Origin of the sequence: Pseudomonas bubulae, assembly GCF_037023725.1 — a bacterium.
Classification (GTDB): domain Bacteria; phylum Pseudomonadota; class Gammaproteobacteria; order Pseudomonadales; family Pseudomonadaceae; genus Aquipseudomonas; species Aquipseudomonas bubulae.
In genome coordinates this window covers 130141-153880 of the sequence record NZ_CP146077.1, presented here as the reverse complement: position 1 = coordinate 153880, position 23740 = coordinate 130141, and the positions used below count along the sequence as shown (strand labels likewise).

Annotated in this window: 24 protein-coding genes; 15 read left to right on the top strand and 9 right to left on the bottom strand. The window is 59.0% G+C overall.

Going from position 1 to position 23740, the window contains the following annotated elements; all coding sequences use genetic code 11:
- Positions 1-111 precede the first annotated feature (111 nt).
- The 9 genes from V6L81_RS00770 (at position 112) to V6L81_RS00730 (ending at position 9414) form a co-directional block, all read left to right on the top strand.
- On the top strand, positions 112-1395 hold the full coding sequence (locus V6L81_RS00770) for an FAD-binding oxidoreductase (protein WP_095000975.1): 1284 nt from the start codon (positions 112-114) through the stop codon (positions 1393-1395).
- Positions 1396-1758: 363 nt separating this feature from the next.
- The gene (locus V6L81_RS00765; RefSeq protein ID WP_095000976.1) at positions 1759-2895 is read left to right on the top strand and encodes a branched-chain amino acid ABC transporter substrate-binding protein; all 1137 of its coding nucleotides are present in this window, start codon (positions 1759-1761) and stop codon (positions 2893-2895) included.
- 1 nt (position 2896) lies between these two features.
- Positions 2897-3052 (top strand): hypothetical protein, encoded by a 156-nt coding sequence (locus V6L81_RS00760; RefSeq protein ID WP_153327708.1) that lies wholly within the window; start codon positions 2897-2899, stop codon positions 3050-3052.
- A gap of 9 nt (positions 3053-3061) precedes the next feature.
- Positions 3062-3976 (top strand): ABC transporter permease subunit, encoded by a 915-nt coding sequence (locus V6L81_RS00755; protein ID WP_095000977.1) that lies wholly within the window; start codon positions 3062-3064, stop codon positions 3974-3976.
- Positions 3977-3978: 2 nt separating this feature from the next.
- Complete coding sequence (gene livM / locus V6L81_RS00750; protein ID WP_095000978.1) at positions 3979-5262, top strand: high-affinity branched-chain amino acid ABC transporter permease LivM; 1284 nt, start codon at positions 3979-3981, stop codon at positions 5260-5262.
- Positions 5259-6146 carry an ABC transporter ATP-binding protein gene (locus V6L81_RS00745; RefSeq protein WP_095017673.1) on the top strand — a complete coding sequence of 296 codons (888 nt, stop codon included), beginning with the start codon at positions 5259-5261 and terminating at the stop codon, positions 6144-6146. Before livM ends, V6L81_RS00745 begins: the two co-directional genes overlap by 4 nt.
- Entirely contained in the window at positions 6143-6859 is a 717-nt protein-coding gene (locus V6L81_RS00740; protein WP_095000980.1) for an ABC transporter ATP-binding protein, read from the top strand. The genes V6L81_RS00745 and V6L81_RS00740 overlap by 4 nt, the downstream gene beginning before the upstream one ends.
- Positions 6860-7670: 811 nt before the next feature.
- The gene (locus tag V6L81_RS00735; RefSeq protein ID WP_130872345.1) at positions 7671-8438 is read left to right on the top strand and encodes an SDR family oxidoreductase; all 768 of its coding nucleotides are present in this window, start codon (positions 7671-7673) and stop codon (positions 8436-8438) included.
- Positions 8439-8508: 70 nt separating this feature from the next.
- The gene (locus tag V6L81_RS00730; protein ID WP_178126975.1) at positions 8509-9414 is read left to right on the top strand and encodes a cation diffusion facilitator family transporter; all 906 of its coding nucleotides are present in this window, start codon (positions 8509-8511) and stop codon (positions 9412-9414) included.
- 110 nt (positions 9415-9524) lie between these two features.
- Here the strand turns inward: V6L81_RS00730 and V6L81_RS00725 are convergent, their stop codons facing one another.
- From V6L81_RS00725 to V6L81_RS00700, 6 genes are all read right to left on the bottom strand, one after another.
- Positions 9525-10658 (bottom strand): AGE family epimerase/isomerase, encoded by a 1134-nt coding sequence (locus V6L81_RS00725; RefSeq protein WP_338660411.1) that lies wholly within the window; start codon positions 10656-10658, stop codon positions 9525-9527.
- A 170-nt stretch (positions 10659-10828) separates the two neighbouring features.
- Entirely contained in the window at positions 10829-11440 is a 612-nt protein-coding gene (gene ureG, locus V6L81_RS00720; RefSeq protein WP_095000984.1) for an urease accessory protein UreG, read from the bottom strand.
- A 9-nt stretch (positions 11441-11449) separates the two neighbouring features.
- Positions 11450-12124: an urease accessory protein UreF gene (locus tag V6L81_RS00715; RefSeq protein WP_095017670.1), complete on the bottom strand. Its 675-nt coding sequence runs from the start codon at positions 12122-12124 to the stop codon at positions 11450-11452.
- Positions 12121-12621: an urease accessory protein UreE gene (gene ureE / locus V6L81_RS00710; protein ID WP_095017669.1), complete on the bottom strand. Its 501-nt coding sequence runs from the start codon at positions 12619-12621 to the stop codon at positions 12121-12123. The genes V6L81_RS00715 and ureE overlap by 4 nt, the downstream gene beginning before the upstream one ends.
- Positions 12622-12782: 161 nt before the next feature.
- A complete protein-coding gene (locus tag V6L81_RS00705; RefSeq protein WP_095000987.1) occupies positions 12783-13415 on the bottom strand; it encodes a TetR family transcriptional regulator in 633 nt (210 codons plus the stop codon).
- 180 nt (positions 13416-13595) lie between these two features.
- Positions 13596-13868 carry a hypothetical protein gene (locus V6L81_RS00700; RefSeq protein WP_095000988.1) on the bottom strand — a complete coding sequence of 91 codons (273 nt, stop codon included), beginning with the start codon at positions 13866-13868 and terminating at the stop codon, positions 13596-13598.
- Positions 13869-14121: 253 nt separating this feature from the next.
- On the opposite strand from V6L81_RS00700, the gene V6L81_RS00695 reads away from it, so the two are divergent.
- Complete coding sequence (locus V6L81_RS00695; protein WP_095020792.1) at positions 14122-16188, top strand: AsmA family protein; 2067 nt, start codon at positions 14122-14124, stop codon at positions 16186-16188.
- Positions 16189-16336: 148 nt separating this feature from the next.
- On the opposite strand, the gene V6L81_RS00690 is transcribed toward V6L81_RS00695, so the two are convergent.
- Complete coding sequence (locus V6L81_RS00690; protein ID WP_095000990.1) at positions 16337-17212, bottom strand: DMT family transporter; 876 nt, start codon at positions 17210-17212, stop codon at positions 16337-16339.
- Between the two features lie 97 nt (positions 17213-17309).
- On the opposite strand from V6L81_RS00690, the gene V6L81_RS00685 reads away from it, so the two are divergent.
- From V6L81_RS00685 to V6L81_RS00675, 3 genes are all read left to right on the top strand, one after another.
- Positions 17310-18095: a helix-turn-helix transcriptional regulator gene (locus V6L81_RS00685; RefSeq protein WP_095000991.1), complete on the top strand. Its 786-nt coding sequence runs from the start codon at positions 17310-17312 to the stop codon at positions 18093-18095.
- Between the two features lie 63 nt (positions 18096-18158).
- Complete coding sequence (locus V6L81_RS00680; RefSeq protein ID WP_095000992.1) at positions 18159-18440, top strand: PsiF family protein; 282 nt, start codon at positions 18159-18161, stop codon at positions 18438-18440.
- 188 nt (positions 18441-18628) lie between these two features.
- Positions 18629-19639 (top strand): AI-2E family transporter, encoded by a 1011-nt coding sequence (locus V6L81_RS00675; RefSeq protein WP_095000993.1) that lies wholly within the window; start codon positions 18629-18631, stop codon positions 19637-19639.
- Positions 19640-19687: 48 nt separating this feature from the next.
- On the opposite strand, the gene V6L81_RS00670 is transcribed toward V6L81_RS00675, so the two are convergent.
- Positions 19688-20953, bottom strand: coding sequence for an Hsp70 family protein (locus V6L81_RS00670; RefSeq protein WP_095000994.1), 1266 nt, complete (start codon positions 20951-20953; stop codon positions 19688-19690).
- 269 nt (positions 20954-21222) lie between these two features.
- Between V6L81_RS00670 and cbpA the strand changes: the two genes are divergently transcribed.
- Both cbpA and V6L81_RS00660 read left to right on the top strand, forming a co-directional pair.
- On the top strand, positions 21223-22134 hold the full coding sequence (gene cbpA, locus V6L81_RS00665; protein WP_095000995.1) for a curved DNA-binding protein: 912 nt from the start codon (positions 21223-21225) through the stop codon (positions 22132-22134).
- A gap of 2 nt (positions 22135-22136) precedes the next feature.
- Positions 22137-22442 carry a chaperone modulator CbpM gene (locus V6L81_RS00660; protein WP_095000996.1) on the top strand — a complete coding sequence of 102 codons (306 nt, stop codon included), beginning with the start codon at positions 22137-22139 and terminating at the stop codon, positions 22440-22442.
- Positions 22443-22569: 127 nt separating this feature from the next.
- Here V6L81_RS00660 and V6L81_RS00655 read toward each other — a convergent pair whose 3' ends face one another.
- On the bottom strand, positions 22570-23703 hold the full coding sequence (locus V6L81_RS00655) for a sensor histidine kinase KdpD (protein ID WP_095000997.1): 1134 nt from the start codon (positions 23701-23703) through the stop codon (positions 22570-22572).
- Positions 23704-23740 lie beyond the last annotated feature (37 nt).

Genomic DNA, 23740 nt, shown 5'->3' with positions numbered 1-23740 from the left:
CCGGAGGGAGAGGGAGCTGATCTGCTTTTGCCTTTAGTCCCCTCTCCCTCCGGGAGAGGGCCAGGGTGAGGGGCTTTGATTTTGGTTGGGTTTCATTTCTGGAGCTTGGCAATGCCTTTACAAGAACAATGTCTGTGGGAAACCCTTACCCCCCAACGCCCCCAAGCGCCAACCTTCAAGGGCGAGTTGAGCGTTGATGTGTGTGTGATCGGTGCCGGCATCACCGGTTTGTCCGCCGCCATCCATTTGCTCGAGCAGGGCAAAAGTGTCTGTGTGCTCGAAGCCTATCGCACCGGTCATGGCGGCTCAGGCCGCAACGTAGGATTGGTTAATGCCGGGATGTGGATACCGCCCGACGATATCGAAGCCGGTTTCGGCGAGGCTGTCGGCAGCCAGCTCAACCGCATGCTCGGTGCCGCCCCGGGACTGGTGTTCAGCCTGATCGACAAATACCGCATCGACTGCCAGTTGCGCCGTGAAGGCACCCTGCACATGGCCCATAATGCCCGTGGCGAAGCCGATTTGCGCAGCCGTGAAGAACAATGGAAGCGCCGTGGCGCCCCGGTTGAACTGCTCACCGGCGCCGCCTGCGAAGCCGCTACCGGCACCACAAAAATCGCCGCCGCCTTGCTCGACCGTCGCGCCGGCACCCTCAACCCTATGGCCTACACCTCGGGCCTGGCCAAGGCAGCCTGTGATCTGGGCGGGCAGCTGTTCGATCATTCCCCGGTCACCGGACTTGAACGCCAAGGCCCACGCTGGTCAGTGCAAACGGCCCACGGTGCGGTAAGTGCAGAGCAGGTGGTGCTGGCGTCCAATGCCTACACTGAAGGCGAATGGACTGATTTACGACGTAACTTTTTCCCTGGTTATTACTACCAGGTCGCCTCCAAACCTCTGACCGACGCCAGCGCAGCGCGAATCTTGCCAGGCGGCCAAGGGTCGTGGGACACCCGCCAGGTATTGAGCAGTATCCGTCGCGATGCCGACGGCCGTTTACTGCTCGGCAGCCTGGGCAACGGCAATCAGAAGCCTGCGTGGTTTCTCAAGGCCTGGGCCGACCGCGTGCAGCAGCATTATTTCCCGTACCTCAAGGGCGTGGAATGGGAGTGCACCTGGACGGGCTGCATCGCATTTACGCCCGATCATCTGATGCGCTTATTTGAACCGGCGCCCGGTTTGGTGGCAGTCACCGGCTATAACGGTCGCGGTGTAACCACAGGCAGCGTGGTCGGCAAGGCCTTTGCCGACTATTTGTGCAGTGGCGATGCCAAGGCCTTGCCAATCCCCTTTGCACCGATGCGGCCGCTGTCTGGCACGGGGTTGCGCAGTTGTTTATACGAAGCCGGTTTTTCGCTGTATCACGCCGGCCAATGTTTAAGAATTGTGATCTGACGCGGTTTTTTCCTGGGCGCCCCGACGTTTTGCCTGGCAGCGGCTAGCCTTAAGTGGTGCGGCCTGTAGCAGTCCTGCACCGAGAGTGTGCAGTTCGGTGACGCAAGTGGTTACAGGACGTTTGCGCAACCCGGGGCAACCTGGTTGCAATACCGGCTGCGGCAGGTGGCGCCTGTAGAAACATAGCGGTTTTACCTTCCTCGGTTTAGACGGTTGCACGCCCAATGAAAATGGGCTCGAAACAGTCGATATAACAACAATAGAACGACTTTTTTAAGAATAAAAAGCCAATGGCACGCGGCTTGCTCAGCGCTTTAGGTGAAGTCGAAGTGCCATCTAATAAAACCTCAGGAGCACCACCTCATGTCGCAGACGTTCTACAAGAAAGGTTTTCTGGCCCTCGCCGTAGCAGCTGCATTGGGCGTTTCTTCGTTTGTTCAGGCTGATCTGAAAATTGGTGTTGCGGGCCCGATGACTGGCGCCAACGCAGCTTTTGGCGAGCAGTACATGAAGGGTGCCAAGGCAGCGGCAGACAAGATCAACGCCGCCGGTGGGGTCAACGGCGAGAAGATCGTTCTGGTGGCCGGGGACGATGCCTGCGAGCCGAAACAGGCCGTAGCCGTCGCCAACCGTTTGGTCGACCAGGACAAAGTGGCCGGTGTAGTAGGGCACTTCTGTTCTTCATCGACCATTCCGGCGTCTGAGGTGTACGCCGATGCCGGTGTGATTGCGATCACTCCTGGCTCCACCAACCCGGCGGTGACCGAGCGTGGCCTGAGCGCGATGTTCCGCATGTGTGGTCGTGATGACCAGCAGGGCATTGTGGCGGCGGATTACATTGTTGATGTGCTCAAAGGCAAGAAAGTGGCCGTTTTGCACGACAAGGACACCTATGGCCAGGGCCTGGCGGACGCTACCAAGGCGCAACTGATCAAGCGCGGCGTGACCCCTGTGTTGTACGAAGGCCTGACCCGAGGCGAAAAAGACTTCAGTGCCGTGGTGACCAAAATCCGCTCCAACGGGGCCGACGTGGTGTATTTCGGTGGCCTGCACCCGGAAGCCGGCCCGCTGGTACGCCAACTGCGTGAGCAAGGCCTCAAGGATGTGAAGTTCATGTCCGATGATGGTGTGGTCACCGACGAACTGGTTACCACCGCAGGCGGCCCGCAGTACGTTGACGGCGTTTATATGACCTTCGGTGCCGACCCGCGCCTGTTGCCAGACAGCAAGGTGGTGGTTGAAGAGTTCCGTAAGGCTGGCACCGAACCAGAGGGCTACACCCTGTACGCCTATGCTTCGGTCCAGGCCCTGGCTGACGCCTTTGCCGGCGCCAAATCCAACAAGGGTGAAGATGCTGCCAAGTGGCTCAAGGCCAACCCGGTTAAAACCGTGATGGGTGAGAAAGCCTGGGACAGCAAAGGTGACCTTAAAGTCTCCGACTACGTTATGTACCAGTGGGACAAAGACGGTAAATATCACCAACTGGAAAAACAGAAGTGAGATGAGTCACCTACCTGATGCCAGCTTCGGCGGGCATCAGGTAGGGATGGATCTGCACCACCTGTCTTCTTTTCCAGGAGTCGCGCACACCCTGCCAGCCAAGCTGTCCTGTGACGGCGTGGATGGCTTGCGTCTGCGCAAAGGCTCCAGTGCGTGAGATTGCGTTATGGATGGTATTTTCCTACAGCAACTGCTGAACGGCCTGACCCTCGGGTCTGTCTACGGCCTGATCGCCATCGGCTACACAATGGTCTACGGCATCATCGGCATGATCAACTTCGCCCACGGCGAGGTATACATGATCTCTGCTTACCTCGCGGCGATCAGTCTGGCTCTGTTGGCATACTTCGGTATCGAATCCTTCCCGTTGTTGATGTTGGGCACCCTTATTTTCACGGTGGTGGTCACGGGCGTGTATGGCTGGGTGATCGAGCGCGTGGCCTACAAGCCGCTGCGCAATTCCACACGGTTGGCGCCGCTGATTAGCGCCATTGGTATCTCCCTTATCCTGCAGAACTATGTGCAAATCGCCCAAGGCTCACGTCAGCAGGGCGTACCGACGTTACTTAGCGGGGCGTGGCGGGTCGATATCGGCTCAGGCTTCGTACAGCTGACCTACACCAAAGTCTTTATTCTGCTCGCCGCCTTTGTGGGCATGGGCCTGCTTACTTACATCATCAAGTACACCAAGCTGGGCCGCATGTGCCGCGCCACCCAGCAGGATCGCAAGATGGCGTCGATCCTGGGGATCAATACCGACCGGGTGATTTCCTACGTGTTCGTGATCGGTGCCGCCATGGCCGCGCTGGCTGGTGTGCTGATTACCATGAACTACGGCACGTTCGACTTCTATGCCGGTTTCATCATCGGGATCAAGGCCTTCACCGCAGCGGTGCTCGGCGGCATCGGTTCACTGCCGGGGGCCATGCTCGGCGGGATCATCCTGGGTATTTCCGAGTCGCTTTTTGCCGGGTTGATTAACTCGGATTACAAGGATGTATTCAGTTTCTCACTGCTGGTGCTGATTCTGATTTTCCGTCCTCAAGGCCTGCTGGGTCGTCCTCTCGTGGCGAAGGTGTAAGTATGTCTGTAGCCATTAATAAACCGATTGATATCAAAAAAAGCGTAGTCGACTCGATCCTGGCCGGGTTGATTTCATTGATTGTGTTCGGGCCCATCGTAGGGGTGGTGCTCGACGGTTACAGCTTCAACCTGCAACCGGCCCGGGTAGGCTGGCTGGTGGCTATCGTTATGGTCGGGCGCTTTGCCCTGAGCCTGTTTTTACAGACTGCCAAAGGGCTGAAAATCCTGCAGGGCTTTGAGTCCACAGGCTCGGGCGTGCATGTGCTGGCACCGGACTACAAGTCGCGGCTGCGCTGGATCGTGCCGTTGCTGATCGTGATTGCCATCGTGTTTCCGTTTTTCGCCAATAAATACATTCTGACCGTGGTCATCCTTGGGCTGATTTACGTGCTGCTGGGCCTGGGGCTGAATATCGTGGTTGGCCTGGCGGGGTTGCTCGACCTGGGGTATGTGGCGTTCTATGCCATCGGCGCTTATGGTCTGGCGCTGGGCTATCAATACCTGGGGCTGGGTTTCTGGACGGTGCTGCCGCTGGCGGCCATTGCGGCGGCGATGGCGGGATGCATTCTGGGGTTTCCGGTGTTGCGCATGCACGGTGACTACCTGGCCATCGTGACCCTGGGCTTTGGTGAAATCATCCGTCTGATCCTCAACAACTGGCTGTCGTTTACCGGCGGGCCAAATGGCATGCCGGTGCCATCGCCGACCTTTTTCGGCCTGGAGTTCGGCCGGCGCGCGAAAGATGGCGGGGTGCCATTTCATGAGTTCTTCGGCCTGGAATACAACCCCAATATCAAGTTCCTGTTTATCTATATCGTGCTGTTTCTGGTGGTGCTGCTGGTGTTGTACATCAAGCACCGCCTGACCCGCATGCCGATCGGCCGCGCCTGGGAAGCGCTGCGCGAAGACGAAATTGCCTGCCGTTCCATGGGCCTCAACCATGTGCTGGTCAAGCTGTCGGCGTTCACCATTGGTGCCTCCACGGCTGGCCTGGCCGGGGTGTTCTTTGCCAGCTACCAGGGTTTTGTTAACCCTTCCTCGTTCACCTTCTTCGAGTCGGCGCTGATCCTCGCCATTGTGGTGCTCGGCGGCATGGGCTCGACAGTGGGCGTGGTGATCGCCGCATTCGTGCTGACGGTGGCTCCTGAACTGTTGCGCAGCTTTGCCGAGTACCGGGTGCTGCTGTTTGGTGTGTTGATGGTGTTGATGATGATCTGGCGACCACGAGGCCTGATCCGCATCAGCCGTGTCGGAGTTGCGCCACGCAAGGGGGTTGCGCCATGAGCGAATTGTCAAAAGACGATGTTGTGCTCTCGGTCGACAAACTGATGATGCACTTTGGCGGGATCAAGGCCCTGAGCGATGTCAGCCTCAAGGTCAAACGCAACTCGATCTTTGCCCTGATCGGCCCCAACGGTGCCGGTAAAACCACAGTGTTCAACTGTTTGACCGGCTTTTACAAAGCCAGCGGCGGCAGGATCGAACTCAATGCCCGCGGTACTCGTACCAACGTGATCAAGCTACTGGGGGAGCCGTTCAGGCTGAGCGACTTTGTATCGCCCAAGGCGTTTGCCAGCCGGCTGTATTACAAAATGTTCGGCGGAACACATCTGGTCAACCGCTCGGGGCTGGCGCGCACGTTCCAGAATATCCGCCTGTTCAAGGAAATGTCGGTATTGGAAAACCTGCTGGTGGCCCAGCATATGTGGGTCAACCGCAACATGCTCGCCGGCATCCTCAATACCAAGGGCTATCGCAAGGCTGAAAGCGATGCGCTGGATCATGCCTTCTACTGGCTGGAGGTGGTTGACCTGGTGGACTGTGCCAATCGCCTGGCCGGTGAGTTGTCCTATGGCCAGCAGCGACGCCTGGAGATTGCCCGGGCCATGTGTACGCGGCCGCAAATCATCTGCCTGGACGAACCGGCGGCAGGCCTCAACCCGCAGGAAACCGAAGCGTTGAGCGGGATGATCCGCCTGCTGCGCGACGAACACGACCTGACGGTGGTGTTGATCGAGCACGACATGGGCATGGTCATGAGCATTTCCGATCACATCGTGGTGCTCGACCACGGCAACGTGATTGCCGAAGGCGGGCCTGAGGCCATCCGCAACGACCCCAAAGTGATTGCGGCCTACCTTGGCGCAGACGAAGAGGAGCTGATATGACGGGCACGATCCTCGAGCTCAAGGAACTGGACGTTCACTACGGGCCGATCCAGGCCCTGAAAAAAGTCTCGATGCATATTGAGGAGGGCGAAACGGTAAGCCTGATCGGCTCCAACGGCGCGGGTAAATCCACGTTGCTGATGTCGATTTTTGGCCAGCCCCGGGCCAGCGGCGGGCAAATTATCTACCAGGGGGTGGACATTACCCACAAGTCCTCGCACTACATCGCCTCCAACGGTATCGCCCAGTCGCCGGAAGGCCGTCGCGTGTTTCCGGACATGTCGGTGGAAGAAAACCTGCTGATGGGCACCATCCCCATTGGCGACAAATATGCCGACGAAGACATGCAGCGCATGTTCGAGTTGTTCCCCCGGCTCCTGGAGCGGCGCAATCAGCGGGCCATGACCATGTCGGGTGGCGAACAGCAAATGCTCGCCATTGCCCGAGCGCTGATGAGCCGGCCCAAGCTGCTGTTGCTGGATGAGCCCAGCCTGGGGTTGGCACCGATTGTGGTGAAGCAGATTTTTGCCACGCTGCGGGAGCTGGCAGGCACTGGCATGACCATCTTTCTGGTGGAGCAGAACGCCAACCATGCCCTGCGGTTGTCGGACCGGGCCTATGTGATGGTCAACGGTGAAATCCGTCTGACCGGCACCGGCAAGGAACTGCTGAGTAACGAGGAGGTGCGTAACGCTTATTTGGGCGGGCATTAACAGGCATTTCACATCTCTCTGTGTGGGAGCGAGCCTGCTCGCGATGGCATCACTGCGGTTTGTTTGAATCACCGCGTCGATCCCATCGCGAGCAGGCTCGCTCCCACATGTCTTTTTGTCAGACAATTCCACCCCGCCCGCCCTCGCCGCAAATTGTGGAAAACAATATTACAACGCTGTGAAAGCGCGACATAAAGCCGCTGCAATTACCTGTTTTGTCATCATTTTGACTTGTCCCCGTTTGCTGTGGAGGTGGCTGTGGGTAACGTGGGAGTAGTTGGCTGTAGCCCTTTATTTACAAGGTGTCCAGCTGGGTGGTTATTTTTCGACCAGCGGCTTTTGCGCAGCCGTTGCGCCGATTTGTCAACAGGTTTGTACGGGTGTAAAGAGCGTCTGGAAATAATGACTAACCTGTGGATAAGTCTGTGGTTAAACTCTGGAAAGAATGCTCCAGGCAGCGTAATTACTGGCCTCTGGCTATCTGGCGGATTTTCCACGGTTGCACCTTTTTGGGGCGTCTGCATGCGGGGTGTGCCCGGGTCAAGTAAAAAAGTCTTACCGATGCTCTCTATCCCTTGTGGATCGGGGCTTTGCGCTTTTTGGAGTTGCCCCCAAAGACTGTGGACGGGCCTGTGGATAAGGTGAGCGCATATGGCTCCAGCCCTTGTTCGTCGTGGCTTGTCGCGTGCTGGTTGTTTTTTGTACAGACTTGTTTTGAAAACACCGCAGGTTGCCGCTGAACGCTAGCCGGGGCATTCTGCTCAACGTCCAATTCAACGGCGGCCGATGCCCGCCAGCCAAGGAGAACATGATGACTTCCACCCTGTTTATTACGGGCGCGACTTCCGGATTTGGTGAAGCATGTGCACGCAAGTTTGCACAGGCAGGCTGGAAACTGGTGTTGACGGGGCGACGCGAAGACCGTTTGAAAGCATTGTGCGAAGAGTTATCCAAGCAAACCGAAGTACACGGCCTGGTGGTGGATGTGCGCGACCGTGCCGCGATGGAAGCGGCGATTGCCGGTTTGCCACCTTCGTTCAGCAGATTGCGTGGGCTTATCAACAACGCGGGCCTGGCCCTGGGTACCGACCCTGCGCCCAAATGCGACCTCGACGATTGGGAGACCATGGTCGACACCAATATCAAGGGCCTGCTCTACACCACCCGCCTGCTGTTGCCACGACTGATTGCCTACGGCCGTGGTGCCGGGATCGTTAACCTGGGTTCCATCGCGGGTAGTTATCCTTACCCCGGCAGCCATGTGTATGGCGGTACCAAGGCGTTTGTAAAACAGTTCTCCCTGAACCTGCGCTGCGATTTGCAGGGCACGGGCGTGCGGGTCAGCAACGTTGAGCCGGGCCTGTGCGAGAGCGAGTTCTCGATGGTGCGCTTTGGCGGCGACAAGGCTCGCTACGACGCGACCTATCAGGGCGCCGAACCGATTCAGCCAGAAGACATCGCCGAGACCATTTTCTGGGTGCTCAATACTCCGGCCCACGTCAACATCAACCGCCTTGAGCTGATGCCCGTCACGCAGTCCTGGAGCGGTTTTGCCATCGAGCGCCACGCCAAGGAGTAAACTCACCCCTGGCAGCCCACCTGCGACCTCCTGAGGGGGTCGCATTCAATCGGGCTGAAAAGGAGTTTGTGTGAGTAACCGTGGTGAGCAGAAACTGCTCAAGCAATCGACCGTTCTAATGTTCGCGGTGGCCATTGCCGGCATCGTGACGGGTTTTATTTCGGGTTCCGAATCCATCATGTTCGATGGGTTTTTCTCTCTGATCGCGACTTTTATCAAAGTGCTGATGCTGATTACGGCGCAACTGATCGCCAAGGAAAGCAACCAGCGTTTCCAGTTCGGTTTTTGGCACCTTGAGCCCATGGTGCTGCTGATTGAAGGCAGCTTCCTGTTGTTGATTGCGATCTACGCCTTTCTCAATGGCGTGTTCGGCATTATCAATGGCGGGCGTGATATCGAACTGGGGCTGGTGATCGTCTATGCGGCGGTGTTCACCGTTGTTGAATTTGCCTACTACTTCTGGGTAAAGCGCAAAAATCGCAAGCTCAAGTCAACCCTGATCCAGTTCGATAATGTCAGCTGGCTGGTGGATGCCATGTTGTCGGTGGGGCTGTTGATAAGTTTTGTCACGGCGTTGCTGTTGAAGCAGCAGGGTTATGCACAGTGGGCCGCTTATGTTGACCCGGGGATCCTGATTTTGCTGGCGCTGAGCATGCTTGCGCCGGCGTTCAAGATCCTCAAGCCGGCCTTGCGTGATGTGCTCGGGATTGTCCCGGATGCGCTGGATGACAAGGTGCGGGATGTGCTCGAGGAAATGTCGGCGCGGCATGGTTTTGAAGGCTACAAAACCTATGTGCAGAAGCACGGGCGGGCACGGTTTATAGAGATTCATATCGTGTTGCCGGCAGGTTATCCACTGACCAGCGTGAAGACCCTTGATGCACTGCGCGAAGAGATCTCCGGGCTGCTGGGTGCCGCGGACAGTGCGCGCTGGCTGACCATCAGCTTTACCGGTGATCGTAAGTGGATTGCCTGAGCCAGCCTTGAGTGGTGGGAGCGGGCTTGCTCGCGATTCAGGCGGCGCGGTTTGTCAGGACTTTTTCGGTGATGCCATCGCGAGCAAGCCCGCTCCCACAGCTGTTGGTGTTAGCCGAGGTATTGCGCCAAACCGCTGTAACAGGTGGCCAGATGATAAGGCGTGGTCGACGGCATATCCTCGCGGCTGACCTTGCCCGCGCCATCGCGGCATTCGTACCAGCCACCGGCATGTAGAAACTTCTGCTGCAGCGCCAGCAATTGACGCTGCACCTGTGCCTGGCTGTTCGGGCGCAAGGTCAGGGCGCGCAGGTACTCGGCCTGTGCCCAGATACGCTGGGTACCATCGCGCAGGCTGCCATCAGGGGCCAGCATGCCGCACACCGCGCCGCTCTGCGGGTCGACCCCCACCTGCTCGGCAAACCCGAACGCCCGCTCCAGCGAACCGTGCAACGACGTCTGGCGCAGCAGTGGCGAAGACTCCAGCAAAAAGAACCACTCGAATTGATGCCCCGGTTCAAACCAGTTATCCACAGCTCCGAGCGGTTTTTCCAGCATGACGTTATGCACAGGCTCGATAAAGCGCTGTTGCATACCCTCGGCCAGGGCCAGCAAGGCCGTCTGCACTGGCTTATCGTCACGTACCGACAAAGTGGCCAGGAACGCTTCGGCCAAGTGCATCAACGGGTTTTGCAGCGGGCCGCTGCCCAGTGGCGACCAATCCCGCTCCAGGCTGGCTTCATACAGGCCGTTGCCGTCATTGAAACGTTCAGCCACCACTGCCAGTGCGCCATTGAGCGCCGACGCCACCTGTGGCTCGCGCACTTTCGCCCAGTAATGGGCGCAGGCAAAGATGATAAAGGCGTGGGTGTAGAGGTCTTTGCGTTGATCCAGCGGCGCGCCATCGGGGCCGATGCTGTAGAACCAGCCACCGTGCTCGGCGTCATGAAAATGCAGGTGCAGCGAGCGGAACAGTTCAGCAGCGCGTTCGGCGGCACCGGGGAAGGTCGGGTCGTCGATCAGGCTGGCGAACAGGTACAGCTGCCGTGCGCAAGCCATGGCGCGATAGCGCTGGGGTGGCAGCGGCTGGTGCGCGGGGCTCAAGGCCTCGAAGGGCAGTGCGAGTTCGGCATTCCAGCCGGGGCCTTGCCAGAGCGGCACGATGACCTGGCGAAAATGCTGCTGTACTGCCGCAAATTGGGCGGTCAGTTCAAGCGGGAAGTCGGAGCTGGCTACATCAGGCATCGGTGGGTGTCGTCACGGCTGGGGCGATTGCGCGACATGATACACCGTGATTCCCCGGATGATCTCAACTCTGTGGGGGCGAGCCTGCTCGCGATGGCATCGCTGCGTTTTTCTGATGTACCCCGTCGCGGCCATCGCGAGCAGGCTCGCTCCCACAGATGATTTCACCGCTATTGGATCAACAATCCCTGACGCTCGATAAACGCCACGATAGTGTCCAGGCCATGTCCGGTCTTCTGGTTGCTGAACACAAAGGGTTTTGCACCGCGCATGCGCTTGGTGTCGCTGTCCATCAGTTCCAGCGATGCGCCCACCAGCGGCGCAAGGTCGATTTTGTTGATCACCAGCAGGTCCGATTTGCAGATCCCCGGCCCGCCCTTGCGCGGTAACTTGTCCCCGGCGGACACGTCGATCACGTAAATGGTCAGGTCGGACAGCTCCGGGCTGAAGGTGGCCGACAAGTTATCCCCACCCGATTCCACCAGAATCAGGTCAAGGCCGGGAAAGCGTCGGTTCAACTGATCCACAGCCTCCAGGTTGATCGAAGCATCTTCACGAATCGCTGTGTGCGGGCAGCCGCCGGTTTCTACACCGATGATCCGCTCTGGCGCCAGCGCCTCATTGCGCACCAGAAAGTCAGCATCTTCACGGGTGTAGATATCGTTGGTGACGACGGCCAGGTTGTACTTTTCCCGCAGGGCCAGGCACAGGGCCAGGGTGAGCGCAGTTTTGCCGGAGCCTACCGGGCCACCGATGCCAACACGCAAAGGCTGTGTGTTCATTGCTTTCTCCTAGGAACGAAACAGGCGGCTGTACTGGCGCTCGTGGGCCATGCTCGCCAAAGACAGGCCGAAAGCGGCACTGCCAATGTGGGATAAGTGGAGGCTACTGGCGTGTTGCTGGGCCTGCTGCAACGCAGCCGACAGTTCGCTGGTCATGCGCTGGGCCGCTTGCTGGCCCAGGGGCAGGGTTTTCATCAGCACGGCCAACTGGTTTTCCAGCCAGCTCCAGAGCCAGGCGGCCAATGCGTCCTGTGGGTCGATGCCCCAGGCGCGTGCGGCCAATGCCCAGCCCAGCGCCAGATGGGGCTCGGCCTGTTGTGCGAGAAACTCGCGTGCGGGCTCGTCCAGCTCCGGTAAGCCGGTGAGTAACTGTTGCAGGGAATACCCCATTTGCCGGCTTTCCTGATGCAGTTCTCGGGTTTCACGGCTGGCGCGATGCTCGTCACACAAACGCTGCAAAGCGTTCCAGTCTTGATCCGCTGCGGCCTGACAGTGGGCGAGCAACAAGGGCGCCTCGAAGCGGGCGAGGTTGAGCAGCAATTGATCGCGGATCCAGCGCGCTGCCGTGGCCGGGTCAGCCACGCGGCCGTTTTCAACGGCCATTTCCAGCCCCTGGGAATAGCTGTAGCCGCCAATGGGCAGCTGCGGGCTGGCCAGGCGCAAGAGCGCCCAGGCCGGGTTCACAAGCGCACACCAAACTGATGCAACCGCGGGGCGTAGTTGAAGTCCTCTTCGCCCGCACGGGAGTGGTGATGGCCACCGCCATAGGCGCCGTGTTCGGGCTGAAACGGTGCTTCGATGGCCTCGATATGGGCACCCAGTTGCTCCAGCATGGCCTTGAGCACGTAGTCGTCAAGCAGGCGTAACCAGCCATCACCCACTTGCAGGGCGACGTGGCGGTTGCCCAGGTGATAAGCGGCGCGGGTCAGTTCAAAAGCATTGCAGCAGGTGACATGCAGGAGCTTTTCGGGGCTGGCACAGACGCGCACGATGCGTCCGTCCTGAGCCTGCAGAAATTCGCCATCGACCAGCGGTGACTGGCCACGGTCAAGGAACAGGCCGACATCTTCGCCGCTGCTGCTGAAACAACGCAGGCGACTTTTGCTGCGGGCTTCGAAGTTCAGGTGTAACTCGGCGCTCCACACGGGGTGGGACTGGACTCTGCGATGAATCACCAGCATCGGAAGGCTTCCTGCAATGGACATTACTCCAACCACAGCAAGGGGCTTGCCAACCCGGTCGGAGGCTGCAAATGCAGGCCCAAAAAGGGTGCAGAAAGATGAAGATGTTCTATATAAGTGCGCAATCTGCGCATCGGCGCACCAATGGGGTGCGCTTGCGATTATTCGGTACTGCCCAGGCCTTTCCAGTGCTTGAGCCCGATAAAAATAAAGCGCAGTTGCTGACTGATCTTGGCCTGGGGCTGCAGGTGATCGGGCAGTGAATCTGCAGGCGGGTCGATCACGTCGGGCAAGGCGGCAAATACGCTTTTGACCACCAGATCGGCGATCACGGTAAGGCCGGCATGATTCAGGTGCGCTAACTTGGGCTTGGAGCCAAGGTCGGCCGCCAGATCCGAAGTGATGTCTTCGCGCAGGGCGCCAATGGCCTGGCGAACCGGTTGCGAGCCGCCGTATTGCTCGCGGGCCAGAAACAGAAACTGCGAGCGGTTGGCTTCTACCACGTCGAGAAAAATTCGTACCGAGGCGTTGATCACACCGCCCATAAACAGTTCGTTGTGACGCACCAGACGAATGGTTTCACGAAAGGTCTGGCCGACTTCACTGACCAGGGCCAGGCCCAGTTGGTCCATGTCGCTGAAGTGGCGATAAAAACCGGTCGGCACGATGCCAGCGGTCTTTGCGACTTCGCGCAGGCTCAGGCTGCCAAAGCCGCGACCCGACTCCATCAAGTGGCGGGCAGCATCCATCAGCGCAAGGCGGGTTTGTTGCTTCTGTTCGGCACGAGGCAGCATCGGGGCTGGTATTCCAGACAAGTACAGCGGCGCACTCTAGCAAATCGGCTTTGATGACGTCGAACGGTGTACTGCACAAAGTGTGGGGGCGGGCTTGCTCGCGATGCAGGTTACGCGGGCTAGCGGATCAGCGGCAGGGATGCATTGGCGAGCAAGCCCGCTCCCACACCTGCGAAAGGCTTAGCTCGCATGCTTGTTGCGTTCTGCCAGACGATCGGCGCCACCTTCGGCGACAAACTGGCTGCCCGGAGTGCGATCGTAGCCATCTTCGGCATAGCTGTTTTGTTGGTCCAGGGTACGTTGTGCGCCGTCTTCGGCAACCGGGTTGAGCGGCTGGCTCAAGGAGCTCGATGCTGGTTGGGCCATTGGGGTCGGCTCTTCATCGGCAGGCATGGCGAAGGCGTTGAAGGCCATCAGTGAAAGGGAAAGACCAAACAGGACTGGGCGTTTCATGGTGTGTGCTCCGTAGCAATGCAACTAAGTAGGTGTGATGGCAATGCTACGCTTGGCTGCCGGATATCAAAGTTCATACGGCCAATGGTGATAATCGACAAAATTGATTGTTCAGGCTGGGAGGCTCTAGCCCGGGGCTTTTGAAATTTTTTATACGAAAGCCGTACCGGGGTTAAACCTTCCGGCGTCTTTGCCAGTCGTACATTTATGGCGTCGTAACTGGGACGTTCTGTGGAATTCAAGGAGCCGTGACATGACGCGCACCCGTAAGACCCTTGCCTGGGCAGGCGGTATTTTCGTTCTGCTGGTGGCCGTGCTGGTGGTGATCCTCGCTACCTTCGACTGGAACCGCATCAAGCCGACCATCAACAGCAAAGTGTCTGAAATCCTCCACCGCCCGTTTGCTATTAACGGTGACCTGGCTGTGCGCTGGCAGCGCGAAGAGGATCAGGGCGGCTGGCGGGCCTGGGTGCCGTGGCCCCATGTGATTGCTCAGGACCTGACCCTGGGCAACCCCGAGTGGGCGAAAACTGCGCAAATGGCCAGCCTGAAAAGAGTCGAGCTGCGCCTGTCGCCGCTGGCGCTGTTGACCCAAACCGTGGATATCCCGCGCATCAATCTGACAGAGCCCAGCGCCAGTCTTGAGCGCCTGGCTGATGGCCGGGCGAACTGGACCTTTACCTTCGACCCCAAGGACCCGGATGCCGAGCCTTCAGCCTGGACGCTGGACATCGGTGCTATCGGCTTCGACAAGGGGCATGTGACCCTCAATGATCAGACCCTGAAAACCCGACTGGACGTGCTGATCGACTCGCTGGGCAAACCCATCCCGTTTAGCGAGATCGTCGGCGAAAAAGACGCGAAAAAGGCCCTGGAGAAGGGCGGCAAACCGCAGGACTATGCGTTCGCCCTCAAGGTCAAAGGCCAGTACCACGGTCAGCAGCTCAACGGCAGCGGTAAAATTGGCGGTCTGCTGGCATTGCAGGACGCGACTCAGCCTTTCCCGTTGCAAGCCCGGGTCAGCATTGCCGACAGCCATGTCGAGCTGGCCGGGACCTTGACCGACCCGCTCAATCTGGGTGCCTTGGACCTGCGCCTGAAATTGGCCGGTACCAGCCTGAGTAACCTCTATCCGTTGACCGGCGTGACCTTGCCGGATTCGCCGCCGTACTCCACCGACGGCCATTTGACCGCCAAATTGCGTGATGCCAATGGCGCGACCTTCAGCTATGAAAATTTCAACGGCAAAATCGGCAGCAGTGATATCCATGGCGATCTGAAATATGTGGCCAGCCAGCCACGGCCCAAGCTGTCCGGCAAGCTGGTGTCCAACCAGTTGCTGATGGCTGACCTGGGGCCGTTGATCGGTGCCGACTCCAACACCCAGCAAAAAGCCCGGGGCAGCGAGAGCAAGCAGCCTGCGGGCAAGGTGCTGCCGGTGGAAGAGTTTCGCACCGAGCGCTGGCGCGATATGGACGCAGACGTAGAACTCACCGGCAAACGTATCGTGCAAAGCGCCGAGCTGCCGTTTACCGACCTCTACACCCATGTGGTGCTCAATGATGGCGAACTGAGTCTTGAGCCGCTGCGTTTTGGCGTGGCAGGTGGCAAGCTGGATGCGCAGATTCGTCTCAACGGCCGTGCTGCGCCCCTGAAAGGCAGCGCCAGGCTGACCGCGCGCAACTTTAAACTCAAGCAACTGTTTCCCACCTTTGAACCGATGAAAACCAGCTTCGGCGAACTCAATGGTGATGCCACGATTACCGGTACCGGCAATTCGGTGGCCAAGTTGTTGGGCACCGCCAACGGTGATCTGAAGATGATCATCAATGACGGTGCTATCAGTCGCAGCCTTATGGAAATTGCCGGCCTGAACGTAGGCAACTATGTAGTGGGCAAGATTTTTGGCGACGAGGACGTGAAGATCAACTGCGCGGCAGCGGACCTGGGGATCAAGAACGGGCTGGCCAGTACCCGATTGTTTGTGTTCGATACCGAGAACGCGATTATCTATATCGATGGCACGATCAACCTTGCTACCGAGCAGCTGGACTTGAAGATCACTCCAGAGTCCAAGGGCTTGCGTCTGTTTTCGTTGCGTTCACCGCTGTATGTACGCGGTACCTTTGCCAACCCGTCAGCGGGTGTGCAAGCCGTGCCGCTGCTGTTACGTGGTGCGGGCATGGTGGCATTGGGTGTGATTGCGGGGCCGGCGGCGGGATTACTGGCGTTGGTCGCCCCAAGCGGTGGCGAACCCAACCAGTGCGCGCCGCTGCTGCAACAAATGCAGCAGGGCAAGGTGCCGAAGACGGTGAAGTAGATCAAAAGTCCCTCACCCTCTCCCGGAGGGAGAGGGGACTAAAGGCAAAAGTGGATCCGGGCAACGCCACCAGTTGACTCCCTCTCTCTGCGAAGGCTTGAGCCGGACATCGAAAGCGGGCAGGGAGAGGGCTGGGGTGAGGGCTAAATCACGCCGCCCGCAACGGCGTAGTCCAGCGCTCCGACAGAATTACCCCTCCCAGAGTCAGCGCCCCGCCAATCAGGTGATAGGCATGTAGTTGCTCTTTGAGCACCACCGCTGCGATCAGCGCGGTAATCAACGGCAGCAGGTTGAAGAACAGCGTGGTACGGCTCGGGCCAAGGTTGGCCACGGCTTTCATCCAGGCCAGCGGTGCGATCATCGACGCCAGCACACAGGCATAAAGCACCAGCCCCATGTTATGCACAGTCGGGCCGACCTTAGGTGAGGCCAGATACAGCGGAAACAACACCACAATCGCCACCAGCACCTGCATATACAGCATCTGCAGCGGCGGCAGGCGCAGTTGCCATTTTTTCAGCAGGGTGCTGTAAACCGCATAGGCCAGGGTGGCGACCAGCATCATCGCGTCACCCAGGTTGAGGCCATGATCAAGCAAGGCCGCCAGGCTGCCGCTCGACACCACCACCAGTACCCCGACAAACGATACGACCGCGCCCACCAAGGCCCCGGCAGTCAGGCGCTGCCCCAGGCTGATAATCGACATGCTCAGCACCATCAGCGGCATCAATGACAGGATAATGCCCATATTGGTCGCCGACGTACGGGCCGCCGCGTAGTAGGCCAGGCTCTGGTACACCGCCATGCCGAGCACGCCGAGGATGAAAATCTTGCCCAGGTTGGGGCGGATGATCGGCCAGTTGCTCATCACCGGCTTGAGCATAAAGGGGGTAAACAGCAGGCCAGCCAGCAGCCAGCGATAAAAGCCGATCTCGGACGGGAAGATCGCTCCCACCGCAAGCTTGTTGATAACGGTATTGCCGGCCCAGATCAAAATGGCCAGTAGCGGGTAAGCGTATTGCATCGGTGACAACCACAGGGTTAATGAGCGGTGATTATCCGCTTGTCTGTCTGCGAGCCTATACTGCGATCCAGCCAACCTCACCCCGTATCCAGACAGCATGCACAAGAATCTGATCAACGTCCCCGAGTTCGACGGTCTGCCAGCGCCGGTTTACTTTCGCTATGCCGAGATTGAGGCCCACAGCCATGCCGTGCCCCATACCCATGCCTGGGGCTCACTGGATTATGTGGCCCACGGTGTGATGCGCTTTGAAGTCGATGGCCGGCGCTTTATGTCGCCGCCGCAATACGCGGTCTGGGTGCCGCCCAACACCGAGCACAGTGCCTACAACGCCCAGGCGATTGTTTATCGCTCTGTGTATCTGGATGCCGTGCATTGCCAGCACTTGCCGACCACCCCGGTCACCCTGGCTATCAGCGATATTCTCAAGGCCATCCTCAGCGACTTTGCCCGCCGCGATATCAATATCCCGCAAAGCGAAGCCGATGTAAGACTGGCCCGGGTGCTGGTCGATCAATTGCGCCAGGCACCGGTGCATCAGTGCTTCTTGCCTTATGCCAGCCATCCGGGCCTGTTGCTGGTGTTGGAAGCGCTGCAACAGAGCCCAGGCGACAACCGCCCGTTGGGCCAGTGGGCGCAGCAGGTGCATGTCAGCGAACGTACATTGGCGCGGGTGTTTGTGCGGGAACTGGGCATGAGCTTTGGCGAGTGGCGTCAGCGTCTGCGGTTTCTGGCCGCGATTGAGGCGCTGGAGTCTGCGCGCAGCGTGCAGGACGTGGGCTTCGACCTGGGTTACAGCACCTCGTCGGCGTTTATCGCAATGTTCCAGCGCCAGGCCGGATGTACCCCGGAGCAGTATCGACGTCAGGCGCGAGTGCTGTAACAGAGTTTGTCTACACTTCAGGAATCGCGCTGCCCGTTGGCGCGCCAACAAGGAGAAAACTCCATGAAGATGCTGCGTGTTCCTTTGCTGATGATAGGTCTGCTCCTGTGTTCCCAGGGCTTTGCGGCCACGGCCCAACAGAACAAAATGACCACCTGTAACGCTGACGCCAGTGCCAAGGCCCTCAAGGGCGATGAGCGCAAAGCCTTTATGAGTACCTGCCTCAAAGCCAAGCCGGCGACGCAGCAGGACAAGATGAAAACCTGCAATGCCACCGCAGGCACCCAAGCCCTCAAGGGCGATGCGCGCAAAGCCTTTATGAGTGATTGCCTGAAGAAAAAATGATCGGCACTGTGGGAGCGGGCTTGCTCGCGATGGCCTCACTGCGGTTTAACTGACATACCGCAGCGCCTGATTCGCGAGCAAGCCCGCTCCCACAGGGTGTATGCCCTCCCGCCAGTCACAAATTCTAGTGCTCGCAGCTGAAGGCTGGCAGACTGCTTGTCCTTTCACGCTGTCAGTTTTGAGGCTGTATGCCATCGTTTTCTCAGCGTCACATCGTCTTGGCCAGCTACATCATTATTGCTGGCGGCCTGCTATTGGTTTTCCCGTTGCGTTTGTTGCCCAGCCTGCTGGCGGGCTTGTTGGTGTTCGAACTGGTCAATATGCTCACCCCGCAATTGCAGCGTCTGATTGCCGGGCGCCGTGCGCGCTGGCTGGCGGTGGCTTTGCTGGGTACGGTGATTGTCAGCGTACTGGCGCTGATCTTTGCCGGTGCCATCAGTTTTCTGTTGCATGAGGCGGAAAACCCCGGCGCTTCACTGAATAAATTCATGGCCGTAGTCGATCGGGCCCGCGGCCAGTTGCCGCCGTTCCTGGACAGCTACCTGCCAGCCAGTGCTGCCGAGTTCCGGATTGCCATCGGGCAATGGATGAACAAGCACCTCAGCGATCTGCAACTGGTGGGCAAAGACGCCGCGCATATGTTCGTGACCCTGCTGATCGGCATGGTGCTGGGGGCCATCATGGCCTTGCAGACCATTCCTGATATCAGCCGCCGCAAGCCGCTGTCGGCTGCGCTGTTCGAGCGTCTGCACCTGCTGGTACAAGCCTTCCGCAATATCGTTTTTGCGCAAATCAAGATCGCGCTGCTCAACACGGTATTTACCGGGATCTTTCTGGCTGTAGTCCTGCCGCTGCTGGGCGTGCATCTGCCGCTGACCAAAACCCTGATCGTGCTGACCTTCCTGCTGGGTTTGCTGCCGGTGATTGGCAACCTGATTTCCAACACCCTGATCACTATCGTCGGTTTGTCGCTATCGATCTGGGTGGCGATCGGGGCGCTGGGTTATCTGATTGTTATCCACAAGCTGGAATACTTCCTCAACGCCAAGATCGTCGGCGGGCAAATCAGTGCCAAGTCGTGGGAATTGCTGCTGGCGATGCTGGTCTTTGAAGCAGCCTTCGGCCTGCCGGGCGTGGTGGCGGGGCCGATCTACTATGCATATTTGAAGAGTGAGCTGAAGCAGGTGGGGTTGGTGTAACGGCTTGCCCCAACCCTCTCCCGGACGGAGAGGGTTGGGGCGAGGGTTTTAGCCGTAACGCTTTTTGGCCTCAATCGCCAGACCGCTGCCGATGCTGCCGAAGATGTTGCCTTCAACATGCTGCGCATTCGGCAACATGGCCGCGACGCTCTGGCGCAAGGCCGGAATCCCGCTTGAACCACCGGTGAAGAACACCGTATCCACCTGCTCGACACCCACGCCGGCATTGCCCAGCAATTGCGTCACGCTGTTGCGGATGCGTTCCAGCTGGTTGTCGATGGACTCTTCAAACATCGCCCGGCTCAGGTTTACGCTCAACCCCGCTTCAACCCGGTCCAGCGGCACATGGCGGCTGTCGTTGTGGGTCAGTTCGATCTTGGTCTGCTCGATTTCCATCGCCAGCCAGTGTCCGGCACGCTGCTCGATCAGTTTGAACAGACGGTCGATACCGCCGGTATCCTCAATGTCGTAACGCATGCTGCCCAGCGACAGCTGGGATTTTTGCGAGTACACGGAGTTGATGGTGTGCCAGGTCGCCAGGTTCATATGATGGCTGGTAGGCATGTAGGCGCCGCTTTTCATGCGGCTGCCGTAGCCGAACAATGGCATCACGCCTTGCAGGCTCAGCTGTTTGTCGAAATCGGTACCGCCCACGTGTACGCCGCCGGTGGCCAGAATATCGTCCTGGCGGTTGTCCAGGCCACGGCGCTCGGGCGACAGGCGCACCAGGGAGAAGTCGGACGTACCACCGCCGATATCGACAATCAGCACCAGCTCTTCGCGCTCGATGGTGGACTCGTAGTCAAATGCCGCGGCGATCGGTTCGTACTGGAAGGACACTTCCTTGAAACCGATGGCGCGTGCCACGTCGGTCAGGGTGTTTTCGGCTTCCTGGTCGGCCAGGGGGTCGTCGTCGACGAAAAATACCGGGCGACCGAGTACCACTTCTTCGAATTCACGACCGGCGGTCGCTTCGGCGCGCTTTTTCAACTGGGCGATAAACAGCCCCAGCAAGTCCTTGAACGGCATCGCCGTGCCCAGAACGCTGGTGTCGTGCTTGATCAGCTTGGAACCCAGCAGGCTTTTGAGCGAGCGCATCAGGCGGCCTTCGTAGCCTTCCAGGTACTCATGCAGCGCCAGACGGCCGTACACCGGGCGGCGTTCTTCCATATTGAAGAACACCACCGAGGGCAGGGTGATCTTGTCGTCCTCCAGCGCAATGAGGGTTTCCACGCCTGGACGCAGCCAGCCGACGGTGGAGTTTGACGTGCCGAAGTCGATACCGCAGGCACGTGCTGGAGAGGCGCTTTTCATGTCTTTCGTGTTCCGGTCAAAAAACGGCCGCGCAGTGTATGTCAGACCGCCGCAGAATCGAAGCACGACTAATCGTTAAATCGCAGGTTTTAATCCACTTGAAAGACTATCCTTGATCCCCAAACTTCCAGTCATTGGCGTGGCAGTCTTTAGGCTGCCGATAAACATTGGCAGCGCTGTTCTTGAGGCCGGTCAAATGACAGGCCGGGCAACCGGAGCATTCTGGTGACCTGAGCTGCGCGATATTGATAACGGATGGTGATCCTTACATGGACTTCAAAGACTATTACAAGATCCTGGGTGTCGAGCCCACGGCGGACGATAAGGCGATCAAGACCGCCTATCGCAAGCTGGCGCGCAAGTATCACCCGGATGTGAGCAAGGAAAAGGACGCCGAGAGCAAGTTCAAGGATGTCAACGAGGCGTATGAAGCGCTTAAAAGCGCCGAAAAACGCGCTGAATACGACGAAATTCGCAAATACGGCCAGCATGGCCAGCCGTTCCAGGGGCCGCCGGGCTGGCAAGGCCGTTCCAGCGGCGGTTTCGAAGACAATGGCGATTTTTCGGACTTCTTCAGCTCGATCTTCGGTTCGCGTGGTGGCGGTTTTGGTGGGCAATCAGGCCGCAGTGCGGGCCGTCGCGGGCAGGATGTTGAAATGGAATTGCCGATTTTCCTTGAAGAAACCCTGTCGGGTGAGTCCAAGCCCATCAGCTTTCAGATAGGCGGGGTCAGCAAGACCCTGAACGTGAAGATCCCGGCCGGTGTGACCGACGGTGAGCGCATCCGCCTTAAAGGCCAGGGTGGCCCGGGCGTGGGTGGCGGGGCCAACGGTGATCTGTACCTGATCATCCGTTTTGCACCGCATCCGAAGTTCGATGTTGAAGGCCATGACCTGGTTATCACGGTTCCTCTGGCGCCGTGGGAAGCTGCGCTGGGCACCAAGGTGGCGATACCGACCCTGACCAGCAAGGTGATGATGACCATTCGCCCTGACAGCCAGAGCGGTCAGCGCATGCGCATCAAGGGGCACGGCCTGGTGGACAAGCAAGGCCAGCGTGGTGATTTGTATGCGCAACTGAAAGTGGTCATGCCGACCCATGGCGACGAGGCCACCAAGGCCCTGTGGCAAGAACTTGCCGACAAAGCAGCATTTGATCCGAGAGCCCAATGGAGTAACTGATCATGAGCAGCACCCTGATCGTTCAGCTGGACATGGAAAGGTTCTGCGAAGAGGCCAATATCCCGGCCACTTACGTGATAGAGATTGTCGAACACGGAATTATCGAACCTCAGGGCCGCACGCCTGACGTGTGGCGTTTTGAAGACTACGAACTGGTCATCGCCAGACGCGCGGCCAAGCTGCGTGATGATCTGCAGATGGAATGGGAGGGCGTGGCGCTGGCGCTGGACCTGCTCGAAGAAGTGCAGCAGTTGCGGGCCGAAAACCAGCGCCTGAAGCAGCAGTTGGGGCGGTTTGTGACGCAATAGATGAAGCCTGCCTAAAGGCTCTGTGGGAGCTGGCTTGCCTGCGATGGCCCCGGCGCGGTGTTCCTGATAGACCGCGGCGACTGCATCGCGAGCAAGCCCGCTCCCACAGATTGTGTTTGCCCAGGGCTCAGGCGTTTTTGGGCAACACCACCGTAAACGTCGTGCCCTCGGCTTCGGTCGAGGTCACGTCGATGCTGCCCTGGTGGGCGTCCACCACTTCCTTGATGATAAACAACCCCAGGCCCAGGCTGGTGGATGTACCCGGCTGGGTCAGGTCTTCGCTCGGGCTGCGCACCAGCGGGTCGAACAGGGTGCCCAGGGCGTCTTCGGCGATGGGCATGCCCAGGTTGTGCACGCGCAAGGTCACCGCTTCGCTGTCCCCGCTCAGGTGCAATGTCACCTTGCCCCGGCGCGCACCGTGCTGCAGGGCATTGCCGATCAGGTTTTGCAGCAGTTGCCCCAACCGGCGCGGATCCCAGTGCCCTTGCACATCACCTTCGACCTGCAGTGCCGGCGCGCAATCCGGTTGCCCGGCGCAGGCTTCATCCAGCGCCGCCTGGCAGGCCTGGGCCAGGTCCATCGGCTCGGGCTCGATCGGCAGGCTGGTGCCCAGACGGCTGCGCACAAACTCCAGCAGGTCATTGACCATCGCGCCCATGTGCCGCGTGCCGTTTCTGATGGCCAGCAGATAAGGCTGCGCCGCAGGGTCAAGCCTGGTTTTGCGCTCCAGCATTTCACTGGACATGCTCACTGCCTGCAACGGTGCGCGCAGGTCATGACCCAGGATGGCAAGGAAGATGTCGCGTGAGCGATTGACCTGTTCGGCATAGGCCGCGGTGGACTCGGCCAGGGCCTGGTCAATGGCTTCGTTGAAGCGGATCATGTCGAGCAGGTGCTCGTGGGCCGGGGCCTGGATGCTGGCGACCCACAGGCGGATGACGCAGGCGCGCAGGTGGCGGAACTCCGAAGTCATCTGCACCAGATCAAAACCCACGGTATGGCGCAGTTCGCCGTGGCTGGCAGCTGCTTCATCCAGCGCAGGGCTCGTTTCGGGGCCTTCACCCTCGGCCTTGGCCTGCTGCTCGCTGGCCGTTTGCGCGGTGTTCATGTCCCGCGAAGCAGCCAGCAGGATTTCCCTGGCATGGTCGCGCAGCGCGACGCTGTTCATGGATTCGGCTGCCGGGGTAATGGTTTCGGCAAACTGCTCCCATTCATCGACGATGCGATCTACATTGAGCACGATGAATTCAGATAGGCCCATGGCCACACGCCTTGCTGCAAGAGCGGTTGTAAAAAAT

Coding starts and splice junctions, on each gene's coding strand:
- V6L81_RS00765 (WP_095000976.1), top strand. CDS start 1,759: ATGTCGCAGACGTTCTACAAGAAAGGTTTTCTGGCCCTCGCCGTAGCA.
- V6L81_RS00735 (WP_130872345.1), top strand. CDS start 7,671: ATGACTTCCACCCTGTTTATTACGGGCGCGACTTCCGGATTTGGTGAA.
- V6L81_RS00740 (WP_095000980.1), top strand. CDS start 6,143: ATGACGGGCACGATCCTCGAGCTCAAGGAACTGGACGTTCACTACGGG.
- V6L81_RS00680 (WP_095000992.1), top strand. CDS start 18,159: ATGAAGATGCTGCGTGTTCCTTTGCTGATGATAGGTCTGCTCCTGTGT.
- V6L81_RS00655 (WP_095000997.1), bottom strand. CDS start 23,703: ATGGGCCTATCTGAATTCATCGTGCTCAATGTAGATCGCATCGTCGAT.
- V6L81_RS00705 (WP_095000987.1), bottom strand. CDS start 13,415: ATGCTGCCTCGTGCCGAACAGAAGCAACAAACCCGCCTTGCGCTGATG.
- V6L81_RS00755 (WP_095000977.1), top strand. CDS start 3,062: ATGGATGGTATTTTCCTACAGCAACTGCTGAACGGCCTGACCCTCGGG.
- V6L81_RS00675 (WP_095000993.1), top strand. CDS start 18,629: ATGCCATCGTTTTCTCAGCGTCACATCGTCTTGGCCAGCTACATCATT.
- V6L81_RS00725 (WP_338660411.1), bottom strand. CDS start 10,658: ATGCCTGATGTAGCCAGCTCCGACTTCCCGCTTGAACTGACCGCCCAA.
- V6L81_RS00685 (WP_095000991.1), top strand. CDS start 17,310: ATGCACAAGAATCTGATCAACGTCCCCGAGTTCGACGGTCTGCCAGCG.
- V6L81_RS00745 (WP_095017673.1), top strand. CDS start 5,259: ATGAGCGAATTGTCAAAAGACGATGTTGTGCTCTCGGTCGACAAACTG.
- V6L81_RS00670 (WP_095000994.1), bottom strand. CDS start 20,953: ATGAAAAGCGCCTCTCCAGCACGTGCCTGCGGTATCGACTTCGGCACG.
- V6L81_RS00660 (WP_095000996.1), top strand. CDS start 22,137: ATGAGCAGCACCCTGATCGTTCAGCTGGACATGGAAAGGTTCTGCGAA.
- livM (WP_095000978.1), top strand. CDS start 3,979: ATGTCTGTAGCCATTAATAAACCGATTGATATCAAAAAAAGCGTAGTC.
- V6L81_RS00760 (WP_153327708.1), top strand. CDS start 2,897: ATGAGTCACCTACCTGATGCCAGCTTCGGCGGGCATCAGGTAGGGATG.
- V6L81_RS00700 (WP_095000988.1), bottom strand. CDS start 13,868: ATGAAACGCCCAGTCCTGTTTGGTCTTTCCCTTTCACTGATGGCCTTC.
- V6L81_RS00770 (WP_095000975.1), top strand. CDS start 112: ATGCCTTTACAAGAACAATGTCTGTGGGAAACCCTTACCCCCCAACGC.
- V6L81_RS00690 (WP_095000990.1), bottom strand. CDS start 17,212: ATGCAATACGCTTACCCGCTACTGGCCATTTTGATCTGGGCCGGCAAT.
- ureG (WP_095000984.1), bottom strand. CDS start 11,440: ATGAACACACAGCCTTTGCGTGTTGGCATCGGTGGCCCGGTAGGCTCC.
- ureE (WP_095017669.1), bottom strand. CDS start 12,621: ATGCTGGTGATTCATCGCAGAGTCCAGTCCCACCCCGTGTGGAGCGCC.
- V6L81_RS00695 (WP_095020792.1), top strand. CDS start 14,122: ATGACGCGCACCCGTAAGACCCTTGCCTGGGCAGGCGGTATTTTCGTT.
- cbpA (WP_095000995.1), top strand. CDS start 21,223: ATGGACTTCAAAGACTATTACAAGATCCTGGGTGTCGAGCCCACGGCG.